The sequence below is a fragment of the Paenibacillus sp. MAHUQ-63 genome, from assembly GCF_028765165.1.
Taxonomy (GTDB): domain Bacteria; phylum Bacillota; class Bacilli; order Paenibacillales; family NBRC-103111; genus Paenibacillus_E.
This window is the reverse complement of record NZ_JARADB010000001.1, coordinates 909,676-926,619: the sequence shown is the minus strand read 5'-3', so window position 1 is coordinate 926,619 and position 16,944 is coordinate 909,676. Positions and strand designations below refer to the sequence as shown.

Genomic DNA, 16,944 nt, shown 5'->3' with positions numbered 1-16,944 from the left:
ATAAGAAAAAGGAGTAGCCTGCAGCTTGAGGAAGCTGAAAGCTATTCCTTTTTTTTAAATGGCTGAATCTGTTTGCGCAGTCAAGTAAGCTTATACCCATACGATCAATAATCCACAGGAGTAGTACTTTCGTACAACGACAAGAATATCCCTACAAAGTGAGAAAATTTCCTGGAAAGAAATGGTATATAATTTTCCTAGATAAGTTGGTAATTAAGCTAAAATATGCCCGCCTTCCACATGGAGAACGGTTCCGGTCACGAAACCATTTTGGATCAGGTACAGTACGCTTTGCGCGACATCTTCCGCTTTCCCTACCCTGTTCACAGGGAGTTTGTCGGCGATCGCCGTATATAATTTAGCACGCGCGTCTTCTGGCATTTTGCTGCGTGATGGCGTATCGATGATACCGGGGGAAACGGTATTCACCCGGATTGGAGCAAGTTCCAAAGCTAGAGTCTGACTCAGGCTCGATACGGCTGCATTGACTGCGCCAAGTGCCGATGAACCCACCATCGCTTTGTAGGCGACAACTCCGGAGAACAGGGTGATTGAGCCGTTCGGCGAAAGTTTCGGAGCGCCGTATTTCGCTGCGTAGTATTGGCCCCAAAATTTGTTTTCAAAAAGCTGCCGCGCTTTGGCCGCATCCGTTTGTAGAAAAGATCCGCCGAATGTTTCGGCTGCACTGACAACCAGATGGTCGAACGGGCCCGTTTTTTCAAAAAAAGCTTTTACTTGCTCTTCATTTGTCGTATCCAGCGTATAAGCCGAAGCATTGGAGCCAAGAAACTCTTTTGCTTTTTGTAATTTATCTTCCGAGCGGCTCGCAATGATCACCTCCGCGCCAAGTGCGATGGCTTGCTTGGCTGTTTCCAAACCGATTCCGGAACTGCCGCCGATGATGATAATTTTTTGATTTTGTAACATGTGATTTCCTCCTTGTAGGTAGTTGAATTAAAATTTCAGTACATTTTTTAGATGTGCGTGGAGTTCGGTTACATACTTGTCGATGTTTGGGTTTTTGATGACATCGTAGCAGGCGAAGCTCTTTAAAGGGTGCATACCGAGAAACTCCTGAACGCGATGCAAGTGTCCCAGTGCCCCTTCCAAGCCGTCTCCTTTAAAAAACTGCGTAGGATCGTTAAATGCCTTTTCCGGCGCGTTCCAGGTAGTCGACAACATATAGGTTTTGTTCGTTAACAATCCGCCTCGTCCATATTGATCAGCACCCTTAAAAAATAAACCGTACGCAAACACTTCATCCATGTACGTTTTTAATAGCCCCGGCACGCTGAACCAATAGATGGGGGTTTGGTAGATAATCGTATCAGCCCAGATAAACTTCTGCTGCTCTTCCTCGACGGAATAGCCTTTTTGCAGCGTGGTTGTTTTTACGCTGTTGTTTTCTTGTAACAAACTAACCATACTGTCCACTAGAGTTTGGTTCAGCTTTCCCTCGGATGAGCCGTATTTTTGGTGACCGTTAATGATTAAGATATTTTTCATTGTCAAAAATCTCCTTTGTAGTTTAGTTTTCAGTTACGACGCCGAGAAATGTGCCATGAGTAAAAGGAAGCAAGGATGCCATTAATTTCCTCCTCATGGTAGGGGCGTTGTTGTTTGATAACAACGATATTATATATATATTAACTTTACTTAGGGAAGTAGTGATATTTATTTCATATAGTTTCCGAAAGTGAATTAATGTGATATGATTAGGGAAAATCAAATAAAAAAAGTACGGGGGGACAGGTTCCCATGCATGAAGTAGAACCAATCGAACTGAACAAAGGAACACCGGGACAGCCTTGTCCTATTGCCAAAACACTGGATGTCATTGGGACAAAATGGACATTTTTGATTATTCGGGATTTGCTTATCGAAGGCACGTTGCGGTTCAGCGATTTGCTGAAGGCCATGGAGGGGATCAGTCCCAAAACACTCTCGCTCCGATTGAAGGAACTTGAGGACCATGGCATATTGGTAAGGAAGGTATATCCGGAGGTTCCTCCGCGTGTCGAATATACGTTGACGGAAAAGGGAAAGCGGTTGGAAGGCATATTTATTGAGTTAAAGAGATTCGGCTTGCAGCTATGAAAGATTAAGATGCATCATCAAATAAAAACAGAGCGCTAACGGAAAAGTGTATTCCGCTATTGCTCTGTTTTTGTGCCGTCCGGGTCATAAAGAAACCGGGTGGAGGTTAGGTTGCGACTTAATACGTTGACAGGCGAAACAGCTCACGCCCGGGATTCGCGCGCGTAACTCATCAACAACAACGCAATTCAGCGAATAAGAGCTGCTATTTCCGTTAGCAGTTCGAGGAACAGCGGAGGCCGCCCTCGAAGGATAATCGATCTACCTTCGATAGGTGGCCTCTCTTTTGCTATGGAAGCTTTAGAGCCTTATGCCTGTTTTTTCAATTGTTTCAAGAATAATTCGGCATAATAGCTCAAAGTGAACTCAGCTTCGCTCGAAATATGCTCCTGCTGTTGCGTCTTATTTTTGCCAAGCAATTCGAGATATTTTTCTAAAAACTTGATCGCTTGCTGATCCATATTCTTATCCAGATGATGCTTTACTTGCTTCAGAGTGTTCGATAACTGGGAAGCAAGAGGACCCGTCAGGCCGCCGGTTCTTAAGAACTGATCCGTATAGGTTTCCAATACGGTCATCAGCCCCGGTGTAACCGTAATGCGATTGGACGCTTCGGATTCTCCGGCTGCGTTCGCGGCTTTGATGTAATATACGTATTGAACGCCAGGCACGGCCGTACGGTCGTAATACGTATGGACCTTGGTGTATCCTAGATTTTCGACTACACCATTGGCTTCCCGGTAGACGTTGACTTGGGTTTCCCCGCCATGGGAAGTCCAGATGAGCCCGACGAATGTATCGCCCACCAGTCCGACCGTCAGATCGGAAGGAGTGGCAGGCACCGGCATAGCGATCCGCAACTCGGACGTTTGCGCCGATTCGCCTCTTTCGTTAACCGCGGAAACCTTATACAGGTACCCTGTGCTGCTAATATTGACGCTGTCATCGACATAGGCAGATGAGGCGCTGTTGCCAATTAGAGCGTATGTCTCCTTACCATCTGCTTTTCTGTAAATGTTGTAGCTTTCCGCGCCCGCTGATGCTTGCCATTGGATAGCAAACGAGGAAGCCGAAACCTGTCCGGACGCCAGTCCCGCAGGCGTTTCGGGCATAATCAGAGGCGCTTTGGTGGTTGCCGTGACGATGCCGGAGGCTGCGGATTCGCCGCCAATCCCGGTTGCCGTCACTTTATACGTATAGGAGGTGGAGGGACTCACCGTTCTATCCGCATATACGGCGCCTGCGACCGTGCCGATTTTACTGTAATTTCCGTCGGGTTCACTCGCCCGATAGAGACTATAGCTGAGCGCGCCTGCTACAGGCGCCCATTCCAGCTCGACGGAAAGGCTTCTTGCCGCCGTTACGCTAAGATTCGAAGGCGCTGCAGGTGCAGGCTGCGATGCGTCAAAGGTAAAAATCTCCACAGCGCGTGATAGCGGAGATTCCCCTCCGGCGTTCAAGGCGGATACTTGATAACGGTAGGTGACACCTTGCTCCACAGCCGTATCTGTATACGCCGCCGATTCGGTGCTGGCCATTGCTTTCCATACAGGTTCCTTGGAGGAGGAACGATAGATGAGGTAAGCGTCGGCTCCATTCACAGGCAGCCAATTCAGCTGCACGGCTGAGGTGCTTGTCAGCACGCCGGCCAGGTCGGATGGAGCGGCTGCCGGGGGCTCAGCGCCCGGATTGACCGGCTTCAGGATAATAAAATACGGACATTTCGACGTGTTGTTATTCGAGCCCATCACCACATGCTCGCCTGCAGTGAACCGCTTCTTATAGAGCTTGTACTCAACAGGTTGGCTGTCAGCAATTGTCTCTCCCGTAAGCTCATAGGCAGACGTCAACCACTCAGGCTCTGTCGTAATTCGGGCATCGTAAGCGACATACACATCGGCATCGGCAGATAAATAGAAGGACACCAAATCGTCATTCGTCGCGCTTCTCGAGGCGACGGCCGTACGTACCCATTCCTGACCTTTTAAATGCTCCGGCATCGACAAGAACTTATAGATCTTGCTGCCGGTCATGCGGTCTCCGAATACAACGTCCCCCAGCTGCAGATTGCTTTGTACCGACCAGTTCGCTTCGTTGGCGCTGCCGCTGGAGCTATTGTCGTTGATCACCACATTGCGGAGCATGGCTCCATCGATGCTGGGTGCCGGTTCCGGCTCCGGTTCAGGTTCCGGCTCGACGACCGGCGGCGTAAATGGAGGACCGGACCATACCGGCGGCTTCATTGGGTAGTGAGCAGGGAAGCCGGGAGCCGCAAGCTCATTCAAATATGCCTCGAGATTGGTATAACCGTCCCCGTTAAGATCGCCGTTCCGATCCTCGGCATCTCCCGGATTCAGCCCATTCGCAAGCTCCCATGCATCGGGCATGCCGTCCCGGTCTTGATCGGCGGGCGCTGTGTCCCTCTTGATCGGAGGAAAGCCGCCCATATCCTGCTCATCTCCGATAATAACGCCGGTCTGATTTCTCACACTGTTCGTTACTCGCGTATCCACCGCATCGCGTACGAGGGATGAACCCGCGTGATCCAATATGGACGCATAGGCTTCTTCCGGAGCTTGCGTGTTAACGAGTGGGTATTCGAAGCGTTCCGGCATGACAACGCTTGGCTTCTCCGCTTCGATGATGCCTGTGCCGGTGTCTGCTCCGTCCAGCTGGCCGTTCTTGTTGCTGTCTATCCGGTTGTTTTGGAGATACACCTGATAGTTCTCGTTGCCGCGAACGACGGCGTATTCGGGATCCGCTGAATTCCTGCCGGCGATAAAATAGTTTCCGACCACATTCCCGTAGCCCTTCGTCCCGGATTCGCCGCCTGCTACATAAGGGAAGCCGCCCCAGTTGTAGACGATATTGTTCACGAAGTCGATTTGGCCTTTTGTTTTCGGATTTCGATCGTTGTTGTGGGCATACAGATTGTGGTGCATCGTGATCGTATTCATTTCGATCAAGCCGCCCATCGAATGGGTGAGCAGTCCTTCCGAGATGATGGACCATTGGACGGTAATATTTTTGGAGCGCGGATTCTCGTAGTCCTTGCTTTTGATAGAAAGCACCTCGTCCGTCCCCCATGAGAAAGTGGAGTGGTCGATGATGACGTTCTGACAGTCTTCAAAATACATCGTATCGTCGTTAACATTTAATTTCCCCATGCGAAAGCGTAAGTACCGAATGACAATATCGTTGGAATCGATGAACCGGATATTGTTTCCCCGGATGGTGACGCCGTCGCCCGGTGCCGTCTGGCCTGCGATCGTAATATGAGATTTGTTCGTCACGACAATCTGTGGGATCGTAATCTCTCCGGATATGTCGAAAACGATCGTGCGAGGCGTGCTGCCGGCCGTCATGAGCGCATCATGAAAAGTACCGGGACCCGTAAGCTCATAGCTTGTGACGTGATAAACTTCGCCGCCGCGGCCCCCTGCAGCTGCATTACCGAAGCCCTCAGCCCCTGGGAAAGCCGGGAGCAGGGAGTTGTTAGCTTGTGCGGTCGGCATGCTCAGCGGAAACAACGATAATGCCATAACCATAATTAACATCAGTGCCAAAAAACGCTTCATTGACTGCCTCCTTATGAATCTGTATTGGATCGTTTGGCGATGCGCTTGTCCGTCCTCCTTTTGTCTGAAATGATGAGTGCCCGCAAGTTTCAGTATAGAGAGCGCTTTCATGAAGAGGCAACCAATCATAAAACCATGGAGTGCACATTTTATGGATTTGAAGGCGATTATTGGATTGGTTGATGCCAGGGAGGACTGGTTGATTGAACTTTGCAGCCGGATGTGTTATTAGGTAGCGTAAAACATCTGAAAGATTGCGAGAATGTATAGAGAACAGTAATTGCGGGAGTAAGCCGGCTTTTTAAGTATTAAAAAAAGAATCCGGCATGTTGGTTTGCAGGCTTCTTCCTCTTCCAGTACAACGACAAAATAATCCCGCTTTAGAACCTTGATATATCAAGGTTCTTTTTCATTTGTACGTATTTTCTTGTCGTTATTTTATGGACGTGAAAATCCCATTTTACTGCACTAACGACAAAAAAATCACCTTATTAAGGTATGTAAGGAATAATATTGGGAAATAATAGTTTATATAGTAAAATAAAGGGGATGTTCTGCGAGCTTAAATTTGCAGAGATATGTCCTTTTCATTTGAAAAAAAATTAATTAACAGATGCCCTTCGTGTAATAATGTTATTTTATATTTATTTAGTTATAAAAGTCAGTTTCAATGTGAATGTGGTTTTATCGCAACAACTCAGTGTACATATAACATAAACCCTTGGAACAATTGGGGTACTAATTTAGAAATACAAGATGATTTGTTTAAGAAAATGGATAATATTTTAAATAATAATAGAATTGGTATATAAAAGTCAGAAAAAGAACCTTAGGGTTCTTTTTTCATGAACATGAGAATCCCGTTATAATGCACCAACGACAAAAAAATCACCTTATTACAGTTTATAAGTGCCTTTCTTAGGCAATAATAACTACTAAAAACAATAGAGGTGATTAGAAGTGTATACAACGCCCTTAATTAAATCACGAAGTGGACGTTACGGTAATAATCATTGGATCGTCTACAGCACCCGAATAGAAAGGGAAGTAAATTTATTCAGTGATCTTGAATATGACCACTGGGTAATGGTTGAGGCTGATCCAACTATTGAAGCTTTTTGTGAACAGCCTGATAAAGCTGAAATTGAAGGTGAGGATGGATCCTCAATATTTGATTTGTGGATTAAGAAAAAAGATGGCAAAGAGATCTATATTGAAATTAAATATGAAAAAGATCTAGAGGATGAAAAAGTAGTCAAACAAATCGGGTTGCAAAAACGTTGGTGTGAATTGCACGGTAAAGAGCATCAGGTGCGTACTGAGAAAGATATACGAAGCAACGAAATCTATTTAGAAAATTTGAAAGATATAATTCCATACTTACAGAATAACGACACTATAGTTGAAATTGATCGCCATAAAGTGATTTCACAGCTCAAGGGTGGAAAAAAAGCAGTAAAGGAATTACCTCAATTACTAAACCTAAATTTACCGCGTCTATATGAAGCAATTGCATGTTTGATATGTACCGGTGAAATTAAAGCGAATATTGATAAAGAATATTTTGGTCTGGAGACGGAGGTGTGGATCGATGAGGCGTAAAAACTTGGTTGAGAAGCTGGGGGTAAGCCAAGACATGCTCGAATTATCCAACTGGCCAATTGTAGACATAAATGCATTAGATGAAGTTGCAGCGGAGAAATATCAAAACAGAAAACGGGCTGTTGAATTGTACCTTCAAGATCATGGAACCATCTCTGAAATTTCCGAAGTTACAGGAATTGAAAAAAAAGAGATAACGAGATACGTGGAACGTTGTTTTAGGAGTAATCAATTCGGAGAGACTCTGGGTTTTAGAGCACTCGTCCCAGGTCTTCATTTGAAAGACTATGAAAGGAAAAAGCTTCCCAAAATAAAAGCCTCTAATTACGCTGGTGCATTCGAGCTATTACTTGAAAAATATATTGAATTGCGGGATTGGATCGCTGAAAAGGCGTTAGCGAAAAAAAAGAACTCAGCAAGTTTCACTTACTCCGTGAAATATCTACATAAACATTTTATTGATGAGTGTAAGGAACTGGGGATATCTGCAAGTGAATATCCTCTAAATACAGAAGATCAGGGAAGGAGATCGTTAGAGAGATATGTAAAAAAGTTAAAAGAACGACATTTTGGAAATGAGCACATTTATGGTGAAGTTGCTGCTATGATGGCAAGAACTGTGGGTAAAGGTGAGAAGAATTACACAATCAATTTTAGGCCTTTCTCACGAGTTATGTTCGATGCACATAAAATTGATTTAATAGTGACGATTCGATATACGGACCCTAATGGCAACCATGTGAAGAAAGTGTTAAAAAGGATTTGGCTGCTTGCAATTCTAGAAGTCCCAACAAGTGCAGTCCTAGGTCACTTGTTATGCGTGAAGCCAGAATATTCTCAGATGGATGTCCTACAGTGTATTCAAAATGCAATTTATCCGCATGCACCAAAGATATTCACAATAAATGGGCTTCAGTATCCAAAAGAAGGATCTTTCCCTTCAATATCTATTCCTGAGACCCAGTGGGCAGTATGGAGAGAATTCTGGATGGATAATGCGAAGGCAAATTTAGCTATAAATGTAAAGGATAAATTGACCAAAACAATCGGGTGTTTTATAAATGCAGGTCCAGTAAAGTCTCCATTACGAAGATCTTATATAGAGAGATTTTTTCGTATCCTTGAAGTGAATGGATATCACTTACTTCCTTCTACTACAGGAAGTAATCCAAGCGATCCTAAGCGTAAAAATGCTGAAGAAAAGGCATTGGCTTCAGAAATTAGTATTGAGCATCTAGAGGAATTAACAGAGGCTATGTTAGCCCAATATAATGTTGAACCACATAGTGGTAACTCAGGATTAAGTCCTATTAAGGCAATGAAAGACAAAATTGGAAGAGGATTCCTGCCAAGAGTTCTGCCTGAGCATCGACGTCAAGAACTGGGTCTTTTAGTCATTAGTCAGACTGTCACTGTGCAAGGTAACTTGCTCAAAGGAAAGAGGCCTTACATTAACTTTGAGGGTGCGCAATACAGAAATGAGATTTTATCTCAGCATGCGAGTTTAATAGGAAAGAAGCTAACGATTTATATAAATATTATGGATATACGCTATGTCAGGGCTTTCTTAGAAAATGGAAGCGAACTTGGTCAGTTACGTGTATCCGGTAAGTGGGTTAAAACTCCCCATAGTTTAGAAACAAGGAGATATATTAATAAATTTCTACGAAGTGAAAAGAGGGCGTTCTTCTTGGCTAGTAATGATTATGTCCAAGCTCTCAGAGCACATCTTAGTACGAGTAAAAATAAAGGTGATAAAAATTGGTTAGCCCATATAGATAGGTATCAGAAGCATATGGAAAATATGGTACAAGAGGCAGCTGTTGATGTAGAAGAAGAGGAAGTGGCACCCGAAGTTCCCGAAACTAGAAGTTATCAAGATGAATCTGCATTCAGTAATACTTTTGTATTTAAGAAAGAAGAAGTTACTATCGATGAACATGATGATAGTTGGGATGAATTTTTTAAACCGATATCATTTTAGGAAAGGGTGTTAAATCGTGAGTACGGAGTATAACGATAGGCCAGTCATACCTTCTGGCATGCATAAGCTAGTACAAGATAAGTATTTGGTACCAACTAATGAAATAAGGAAACTATATACTAAAGTAGCTGAATGGATAGAAGATCGCGCTCCTGGTGGAATTATTTATGGCTTTCAAAGACGAGGAAAGACAGAAGCTATTAAATATGTTCGTGATAAGCTTAAGGAGCAATATAACGATGAGTTACCTATTTTTTTTATACCAGCCAAACACAAGTTCACTGCGAATGAAGAAGTATTCTATGAGTTGTTATTACTGTGGACGGGTCATCTGTTTCCGTATGCTGGTAAGAAAAATCATAAGTTTGATAGATTAGCTCAGTTTTTACATGATAAAGGCGAGAGTTCAAGGTTTAAACAAGTAGTTATGTTTATTGATGAAGCACAAGCACTTCTAGAGGCTCACTACAAATGGCTTATTGATGTATACAATTACTTAAACGAACATAATGTCAAATTAATTGTAATACTGGTAGGTCAACCTCAACTTAAGGGAAATAAAAATCTTTATGCCGCAGAAGGAGCTTTGCATATCGTCGGTAGATTTATGTCTAGGGAGCATCAGTTGTTTGGGGCAAAAAGTGTGAATGATATAAGTGTGTGTTTAAAAGGTTATGATAATCTTGAATATCCCGAAGGAAGTGGATGGTCATTTACTAGATATTATTATCCTGAAGCATACGCTGCGGGAGAAAGGCTTGAGAAATGTGCATCAACTTTATTTGAAGCATTTGCTACTGTTAGGCAAGAAAATGGTTTAGGTGGAAAAATGGAAATAGGGATGCAGGATCTTACGAATACGATAAAGCATGCTCTCGTAAAATATGGAGCGGAGTCAAAAGAGAAAAAATATTGGATTGATCTTGATACCTGGATTGGATGTGTTAGGAGATCCGGCTACATAGATTCAGAAGTTTCTTTTATTGTTCAAAAAAGCTAATCGCAACCGAAATAAAAAGGCAACCGTTCCTAAATGATTGGTTGTCTTACTTTGTTATTGGAGTATTTAAAAAGAGAAGCAGCGATCCAGGTTTATTAGCATTAGCAGTTAAGCGTTACGCTTCAAGCAGTCTCCATCTTTCTTCAATATAGTTTTTTTGACTTTACGAACAGGGGCTACATCGGTATCCTAACTAAAACTAATACATATAACAGGGAGGGAGAGAGGGCCATGGGCAGGATGTACGTTATGGCTAAAGCAGTATATCTACGAGAGCAAATCGAAAAAACGCAGGGAGTATCTTCCTTCGTAATTATTCGGCGGACAGTAATAGAAGATACCAATAAATTAAGGATGTATGTTGCAAAGAAATCGAGAAAAAATCGAGATAATAATTGATGATCAAGTGAGAAAATAGAGTTTGTTAATTGATCCGGGAAAATAAAGATCGTTAGTGGAAAATAGAATTCGTTAATGGAAAATAAAGTTCGTTAGTCGTTGTTAACTTTTGTAAATGCGTGCTTTTTGTGGTCAAATCGAGGGTGAATATTGAATTTTAATACTAAATTGCTCAGATTTTTAGTTTTTTTTAAAGGTTTGAGTCCAATGAAGTAATTAAAAGTCCAATTTCAAAAAAGATATATAAGGGATCTTTATAAGTAAATTGTAAAAGGGTGGTGGGGAGCAGTGATATGAGGATCATGGCTAAGACCGATTCGTTTGTGAAGGCTAGAATAATCAAAGGGTTCTCCCAGAGGGAGCTGGCAAAACACTCGGGTTTAAGACATTCCTATATCAGCTTGCTAGAAAGATCATTGAAGTCAGTGGGGCCGGCGACTGCAAAGAAATTGAGTGACTTGTTGGGGAAGGATTTGGAGGATGTTGTTCGGATTGATTAATGGTAGTAAATTGAGAAACTTAGTTCAAAGCAACAGATTAAAACCTCTCATTAGAAGAAACCCTAGATTTAATAGGACTAATGGGAGGTTTTATTATGATGAATATAAGTCAATTGTGGAAGCTATATGAAGCCGATAAGCGGATCCAGGGATTCAGTACAAATACACTAAAAGCATACGCCCTCCAGCTAAAAATGCTGGTTAATGAAATTGGCGATATTCATATTTCAGATGTTACCCTACAGCTGTTAAAGGAATACTTATCGAAACAGTCGGATCGACTGAAACCAAGCAGTTTAGGGCATCGTATCCGCTTTGTTAGATCCTTGTTTCGCTTTGCATATGAAGAGACCTACCTAACATCAAACCCATCTCTAAAACTAAGAGAACCTAAGCTGGAGAAGCGTATTCCTAAGTATTTAATTGAGGAAGATGTGATCCACTTAAAGATCTCTTGTCTATCCATGCGGGAACGTGCTCTTCTTGAGTTCCTATATACTACCGGTTGTCGAGTTGGAGAAGTACAAAAGATAAACATTGAAGATTTGAACTGGGAGAATTGCTCTGCAATCGTTAATGGTAAGGGATCTAAGCAAAGAGAAGTTTATTTCACTACTGAGTGCAAGGTCTGGCTGAAAAAGTATCTGGCAAGTCGCAAGGACTCCTGCAAAGCTTTGTTTGTTACCGATACTCATCCAACTCGCCGAATGGCCATTCCTACGATCAGGTGGTCATTAAAACGGATTGCAGATCGGGGGAAGTCGCAGCCAACGTGTACCCTCATAGATTTCGCCATACCTATGCGTGCCAGTTATTGGACAATGGAGCTCCTTTGGATTTTATTCAAGGCATGCTAGGGCATGAGAAAGCATCAACCACTCAAATATATGCCCAGCTTCGCGGTGAGCGCCGAAGGGAACTTTATCGTCGGTTCTTTTAGAATTTCTCTGCCCTTCAGTAATGATGGTTTGGATCAACTAACGGGCAGCATTCCTATTATGAAGAAATATGAGGTTTGAGAAATAAAAAGACTCCTTGGTATGATGTTTATGGATCCCAGATGCTGGCCAGCGTCAGATCCAAAAACAAAACCAAGGAGACTACAAGATGAATTCTACTCAAAATGAACGCATTAATCAAATCACTTCTTCTACCTTAATTGTCGGAGTCGATATCGCAAAATTCAAACATGTGGCAAGGGCCCAAGACTACCGCGGAGTCGAGCTCGGGAGGCCAATTACGTTTGAGAATAACCGAGAAGGCTTTGAATTGTTTGTTAGATGGTTCCGGAAGATTGCGACGGAGCAAGGGTTCAAGGACGCCATTGTTGGCATGGAACCCACCGGACATTACTGGCTAAATCTGGCGTATTACCTGGGCGAACAACAAGTACTATGTGGCGTAGTTAATCCGCTGCACGTGAAGAAAAGCAAAGAATTAGACGACAATTCACCGACCAAGAACAACGTCAAAGATACCAAGGTCATCGCACAGCTTGCCAAAGATGGTAGATACGCCATAGCAGTAGGTTCTTGGAGTAGAGGAATCTGGTTTTCTTAGCTTAGGTATTATAAGTCACCCAGATTATCGAGGTAAAGGACACGTCAAAAGCAGTTGTAAGTGCTTTAACTAGAAAAGGGTTAGAAGATGGTTTCACGATGCATTATCAAACTTAATGTCCAATAGTTCGTCAGTAGCTATTGCCAAATCGCTGGGATTTGAAAAATTAGCTTGTACTTTTGCTGTAAGGATTCTTGTAGTCCATACGGCGGCTTGGTTATGGCTATCAGCAATAGGTTGTATGTTTGTACAGACCCATCAAGGATATTCCATTACCGCGATTACTCCAGCAATGATAGTATGTAGTTGGCTCCTTATTGTGTGGTTTTGTATTTTGGTGCATTCTTTTTTACTTTATGTAAGGGAGAAAAGATAATGAGAAATTGGATTATAGTCGCTTTCATTTTGCTGGTGATCGGATTGATTGGAATAGGAGGGACGTTTAGTATTGGTAACATTTTCGGTCCTGGAGGTGTGAAGGTTGAGCAGAATCAGACGGTTGAAGGTGAAGGAGTAAGAAATATCAAGGTACAATCCGGAAGCACTGATTTCCAGGTTGTGAAGGGTTCAAAGCAGCTGTCTTTAATCGAGTTAAATAACTCGGTTATAAAGATAGAACTACCTTTGAAAATATTTTTAAACTTTTGAAATAAGTGCAATTGGAAATTATATATTAAAGGGATTTACTTACAGTTTTTGTTGTCGTCTCCCGTACAATGTGTCTAAGAACCAAACGGAGAAATACATCCAAAAGATCATTGAAATTCCAATTGGCACAAAATATCCTTCCCGGAAGATAAGAAGATGACCTCTGTAACCGAAGTATATCAAAGTACCCACTAAAGTTATGGATACTATTCTCCAAATCCAATGTTTTCGAAAGAATCCCCATATCACAAGTAAATAGCTTACCAAAGTAAAGACTTGGTATAGACCGTAACGACTTATTCTAGGTTGGCTAGGGAACAAAGTTGTCGTAAATTGCATATACCCAAACAAATCGAGAACACCCCAAAGAAACAGAATTGTACAGATTGGGAACATACCCAATATCATATAGATTTTAAAGTATGATGACCTGACACCACGAACTAAATGAGAATACATCCATTTCGAAATGGCGAAAAAAAGTAACAGCGCTATGAATGTCATCCATGTTCTCCACCAATAATGACGATATATATCTAAAAACACAAATAGTACCTCTACCATAGAGTAAATAAATGAGATAACCACATACCAGTAAAATGGTTTTCGACGAACAGTCAATAGCAGTGAAGATGATGCCACTCCAAATTGCGAGAATAGATTCCCAGCTAACACATCATTGAAGGGATCAAGTTTTGGATTTTGTATAATTTTTGGAGAATATTCATAAGCATTCAAAAAAATCATGATAAATGTTTCAAAATATAGTGGAAACCCCACAAGTGATAAATAGAAAGCAAATGTACGGAAGCGATTCTCCGAATGATACAGAGTATATATGACTTGAATTAAGGTTGCTACGCCTAATAATAAATACCAAAAGGTATGTGACCAGAATGAGTTCATAAAATATTCCTTTTAAATAATAATAGGAGAGCAATATAATTTTAACCAAAATTTTCGAAGAATATAGTTAAACGAAAAAAAATTTGTGCACTATTGGAGAACACCAAAATTATCAAAATAAGCCGCGGAAGGCAGCTGCCCCTTTTAATCCAATTCAAGGTTCCGATCTAACAATACTCCCATTTGTTTGGCCACAAGCTCAACCGATTCTTTCAATTCCTCGGTAAACCACGATTCGACGAGCCCTACGATAGCTGTTCCAAGAAAATAGATTAATACTTCCTTGTTTAACCCTTCATTGATCCCTCTCGATACATTAACGCAAAGCAATAATCGTTCTTTCACATATTCAAGAAATCGGATGCGATAGGAATTCACTTCTTTGCTTTTAAGCATCGTTGAAAAAAAAGCGTAATTGCGCTCGAAATAATCGAACCAAATAAGACATCTATCCGCAAAGCTCATATCGAATGCGGATTCGCAAATAGTTCTTAGCACGTTCATATGTTCTGTAACGACCTGATCCAACAGTTCAAATTTATCACGTAATGAAGATAAATCGTTCTTCGGCCGACGTTTGCTTGACGGAAATATCCTGCATCGTGATTTGGTCGAACTTTTTTTGCGACATTAACGTAAGAAGTGCGGTTTTTATGGCTTCCTGCGGACTTAAGTTTTCTTTTATCGGCTTTATTCACCCTGACCTCCGATATCCTATCACACAATATCAAACGGTTTGTGCGTTAATGCACCGAACACCTTAGTTTGGCCATTGAAGAGATTTTGTTAACTTATATAATTAACAAACAGATGTACAACAATACATCGACATGAAATTTAAAGGGCATTAGATCACTCACAATAATGAGGAGGAGTTCCGATGGATCTTAAACTACCATGAAAATTAGAAAGCTGGCAGTCGAAGAAAGAGACATCACTAAATATGACGCGGCTCAGTCTCTTTTAAAAAACTGCAGCGTGTAGTATCATCGTAATCCACAGATCAGGAGACTTCAGAAATTGTTACGTTGTAGCCTAAGGTTTTAAGTCTTCGAACTGAATTCCTTACAATAGATCCCGAGCTTTTGCTTATCAAAATAATCTTCACCTAAATCTATGTCCAATGTCAGAACGAAAAAGCTTGAGAAATCAAGCTTTTATTTTCTACATTGTAGTCGTGTGACACAAATCTCCCAACATTCTAGACACCAGCCTCTAGAGTTACATCTATGAGGCAGTATAATAACACAAGCGTAATAACCTTTAACATTGATTGGGATGTAATGAGTGACCAGTCGGTAAAGTCGAATAAATCAAAACACTTTGAGTTATATATAGGTGAAGCGTACCATTGTCGAATGGATAGTGGTGGAGGTAGTATAATTATTAAGATTTTATATTATTAGTGTCAGAATGATTGAAATGGATTTAGGATGTAACTATAATAAGCTTACCGGCCGGTCAGTAAGTACGATTCATCAAGAATTCTCACCAAGAAGGAGATTGTTAAAGATGAGTAATCAAAGCAAAGCAGATGTGATGTACAGAAATAATAATAAAGAGAATACATTCCTATTTCTTAGTGACGTAAATTCAATATTGGTAAGCGGTGATGATACGAATGGAGAGTTTTGCGTCGTGCATTGTGCCGTCAAGAAAGATGATGGACCTCCCCTGCATTTGCATCAAAAAGAAGATGAATCTTTTTATATTCTGGATGGTGAAATAGAGATGACGCTAGGTACGGAGACTATTTCCGTGAAAAGTGGAGAATATGTGTTCGCACCACGCGGCATTCCACATACATTCAAAGTAAAATCAGACACAGCTAAGTTTCTGGTGACCGCGTACCCTGCAGGATTTGATTCTTTTGTGAAGGAACTAGGCGTCCCTTATGTAGAAGGGATGGAGGCTCATGTAGAGCCACCTACTCCTGAGGCTATGCAACATCTGTTATCAGTTTCCAAAAAGTATCATATTACTTATCCCGGTCTTTAATTAAATAAAAATGTAATCAGCCTGTGAGGCTAGTGGTTTCCTTAGTGGGAACAATAGCCTACAGGCCGATGATTTTTAAATAGTGTGCCAATTGATTTGATTATATGCTCTTGCTATTTTTTTAAAAGACGATTAATTCCATACATGATATCTGGAATGAAATTGTCACGCATTGCGCGGTTGTACTGCAGTGCTCCCTTGATGACAGATAAGATAGTGATCGCCAAGGCACGCGTATTAATTGCAGGATCATCTAATCCTTCAGCAACTATTTCATCGATGATCGAAAGTTCAAACTGACCTATCTCTTGCAGTTTTTGTCTCATCGATTCTGGTAGCATTTCATAATCAGACTGTAAGGAAGAGGTCGGACAAATGTCATACTCTACAAACTGTTTGGAATTGTACGCACAATATTGAATTAGCTTCTCTTCAACCGACTGCGATGAAAGTTGAATAACAGACTTAAAATTGACCAATCCTTGATAAAGTTGATCCAATACGGCAAGGCCGAGGTCTTCCTTTTTCTCGAAATGATAGAAAATACTTGCTTTTGTAACGCCAAAATGTTTTGAAATTTCATCAATAGAAAAAGTTGAATAACCCTTTTTTCGAATGAGTGATGATGCAAGATCTATGATTTGCGATTTTCTGTTTTCCATGTAGTAATTA

At 41.6% G+C, this 16,944-nt stretch carries 14 protein-coding genes and 1 pseudogene; 10 read left to right on the top strand and 5 right to left on the bottom strand.

The window, feature by feature from the left end; all coding sequences use genetic code 11:
- Positions 1 to 213 precede the first annotated feature (213 nt).
- Both PUT07_RS04115 and PUT07_RS04110 read right to left on the bottom strand, forming a co-directional pair.
- Entirely contained in the window at positions 214 to 927 is a 714-nt protein-coding gene (locus tag PUT07_RS04115; protein ID WP_274466509.1) for an SDR family oxidoreductase, read from the bottom strand.
- A gap of 27 nt (positions 928 to 954) precedes the next feature.
- Positions 955 to 1,506, bottom strand: coding sequence for an NAD(P)H-dependent oxidoreductase (locus PUT07_RS04110; protein WP_274466508.1), 552 nt, complete (start codon positions 1,504 to 1,506; stop codon positions 955 to 957).
- Positions 1,507 to 1,758: 252 nt separating this feature from the next.
- Between PUT07_RS04110 and PUT07_RS04105 the strand changes: the two genes are divergently transcribed.
- A complete protein-coding gene (locus PUT07_RS04105) occupies positions 1,759 to 2,097 on the top strand; it encodes a winged helix-turn-helix transcriptional regulator (RefSeq protein WP_274466507.1) in 339 nt (112 codons plus the stop codon).
- Between the two features lie 308 nt (positions 2,098 to 2,405).
- On the opposite strand, the gene PUT07_RS04100 is transcribed toward PUT07_RS04105, so the two are convergent.
- Positions 2,406 to 5,675 (bottom strand): FIMAH domain-containing protein, encoded by a 3,270-nt coding sequence (locus tag PUT07_RS04100; protein WP_274466506.1) that lies wholly within the window; start codon positions 5,673 to 5,675, stop codon positions 2,406 to 2,408.
- A gap of 960 nt (positions 5,676 to 6,635) precedes the next feature.
- Here PUT07_RS04100 and PUT07_RS04095 point away from each other — a divergent pair.
- The 8 genes and pseudogenes from PUT07_RS04095 to PUT07_RS04065 all read left to right on the top strand — a co-directional run bounded on the left by PUT07_RS04095 (position 6,636) and on the right by PUT07_RS04065 (position 13,368).
- Positions 6,636 to 7,277: a TnsA endonuclease N-terminal domain-containing protein gene (locus PUT07_RS04095; protein WP_274466504.1), complete on the top strand. Its 642-nt coding sequence runs from the start codon at positions 6,636 to 6,638 to the stop codon at positions 7,275 to 7,277.
- Complete coding sequence (locus PUT07_RS04090) at positions 7,267 to 9,261, top strand: hypothetical protein (protein ID WP_274466503.1); 1,995 nt, start codon at positions 7,267 to 7,269, stop codon at positions 9,259 to 9,261. The genes PUT07_RS04095 and PUT07_RS04090 overlap by 11 nt, the downstream gene beginning before the upstream one ends.
- Positions 9,262 to 9,277: 16 nt before the next feature.
- Positions 9,278 to 10,261, top strand: coding sequence for an ATP-binding protein (locus PUT07_RS04085; protein ID WP_274466502.1), 984 nt, complete (start codon positions 9,278 to 9,280; stop codon positions 10,259 to 10,261).
- Positions 10,262 to 10,953: 692 nt separating this feature from the next.
- Positions 10,954 to 11,160, top strand: coding sequence for a helix-turn-helix domain-containing protein (locus tag PUT07_RS04080; protein ID WP_338000740.1), 207 nt, complete (start codon positions 10,954 to 10,956; stop codon positions 11,158 to 11,160).
- A gap of 95 nt (positions 11,161 to 11,255) precedes the next feature.
- Positions 11,256 to 12,017 carry a tyrosine-type recombinase/integrase gene (locus tag PUT07_RS04075; protein ID WP_338000739.1) on the top strand — a complete coding sequence of 254 codons (762 nt, stop codon included), beginning with the start codon at positions 11,256 to 11,258 and terminating at the stop codon, positions 12,015 to 12,017.
- On the top strand, positions 11,975 to 12,100 hold the full coding sequence (locus tag PUT07_RS35405; RefSeq protein ID WP_338000738.1) for a tyrosine-type recombinase/integrase: 126 nt from the start codon (positions 11,975 to 11,977) through the stop codon (positions 12,098 to 12,100). Before PUT07_RS04075 ends, PUT07_RS35405 begins: the two co-directional genes overlap by 43 nt.
- 167 nt (positions 12,101 to 12,267) lie before the next feature.
- Positions 12,268 to 12,681: pseudogene (locus PUT07_RS04070) on the top strand (IS110 family transposase); the annotation flags it as partial.
- A gap of 414 nt (positions 12,682 to 13,095) precedes the next feature.
- Positions 13,096 to 13,368 carry a hypothetical protein gene (locus PUT07_RS04065; RefSeq protein WP_274466501.1) on the top strand — a complete coding sequence of 91 codons (273 nt, stop codon included), beginning with the start codon at positions 13,096 to 13,098 and terminating at the stop codon, positions 13,366 to 13,368.
- Positions 13,369 to 14,418: 1,050 nt separating this feature from the next.
- On the opposite strand, the gene PUT07_RS04060 is transcribed toward PUT07_RS04065, so the two are convergent.
- Complete coding sequence (locus tag PUT07_RS04060; RefSeq protein ID WP_274466500.1) at positions 14,419 to 14,778, bottom strand: TetR-like C-terminal domain-containing protein; 360 nt, start codon at positions 14,776 to 14,778, stop codon at positions 14,419 to 14,421.
- Between the two features lie 1,008 nt (positions 14,779 to 15,786).
- On the opposite strand from PUT07_RS04060, the gene PUT07_RS04055 reads away from it, so the two are divergent.
- Positions 15,787 to 16,272 (top strand): quercetin 2,3-dioxygenase, encoded by a 486-nt coding sequence (locus PUT07_RS04055; RefSeq protein ID WP_274466499.1) that lies wholly within the window; start codon positions 15,787 to 15,789, stop codon positions 16,270 to 16,272.
- A 113-nt stretch (positions 16,273 to 16,385) separates the two neighbouring features.
- Here the strand turns inward: PUT07_RS04055 and PUT07_RS04050 are convergent, their stop codons facing one another.
- Entirely contained in the window at positions 16,386 to 16,934 is a 549-nt protein-coding gene (locus PUT07_RS04050; protein ID WP_274466498.1) for a TetR/AcrR family transcriptional regulator, read from the bottom strand.
- Between the last annotated feature and the right edge of the window lie 10 nt (positions 16,935 to 16,944).

Bases quoted from the DNA above. Each gene is read 5' to 3' on its own strand.
- PUT07_RS04110 (WP_274466508.1), bottom strand. From the start codon at position 1,506: ATGAAAAATATCTTAATCATTAACGGTCACCAAAAATACGGCTCATCC.
- PUT07_RS04080 (WP_338000740.1), top strand. From the start codon at position 10,954: ATGAGGATCATGGCTAAGACCGATTCGTTTGTGAAGGCTAGAATAATC.
- PUT07_RS04060 (WP_274466500.1), bottom strand. From the start codon at position 14,778: ATGAACGTGCTAAGAACTATTTGCGAATCCGCATTCGATATGAGCTTT.
- PUT07_RS04055 (WP_274466499.1), top strand. From the start codon at position 15,787: ATGAGTAATCAAAGCAAAGCAGATGTGATGTACAGAAATAATAATAAA.
- PUT07_RS04065 (WP_274466501.1), top strand. From the start codon at position 13,096: ATGAGAAATTGGATTATAGTCGCTTTCATTTTGCTGGTGATCGGATTG.
- PUT07_RS04105 (WP_274466507.1), top strand. From the start codon at position 1,759: ATGCATGAAGTAGAACCAATCGAACTGAACAAAGGAACACCGGGACAG.
- PUT07_RS04075 (WP_338000739.1), top strand. From the start codon at position 11,256: ATGATGAATATAAGTCAATTGTGGAAGCTATATGAAGCCGATAAGCGG.
- PUT07_RS04050 (WP_274466498.1), bottom strand. From the start codon at position 16,934: ATGGAAAACAGAAAATCGCAAATCATAGATCTTGCATCATCACTCATT.
- PUT07_RS04100 (WP_274466506.1), bottom strand. From the start codon at position 5,675: ATGAAGCGTTTTTTGGCACTGATGTTAATTATGGTTATGGCATTATCG.
- PUT07_RS04115 (WP_274466509.1), bottom strand. From the start codon at position 927: ATGTTACAAAATCAAAAAATTATCATCATCGGCGGCAGTTCCGGAATC.
- PUT07_RS04090 (WP_274466503.1), top strand. From the start codon at position 7,267: ATGAGGCGTAAAAACTTGGTTGAGAAGCTGGGGGTAAGCCAAGACATG.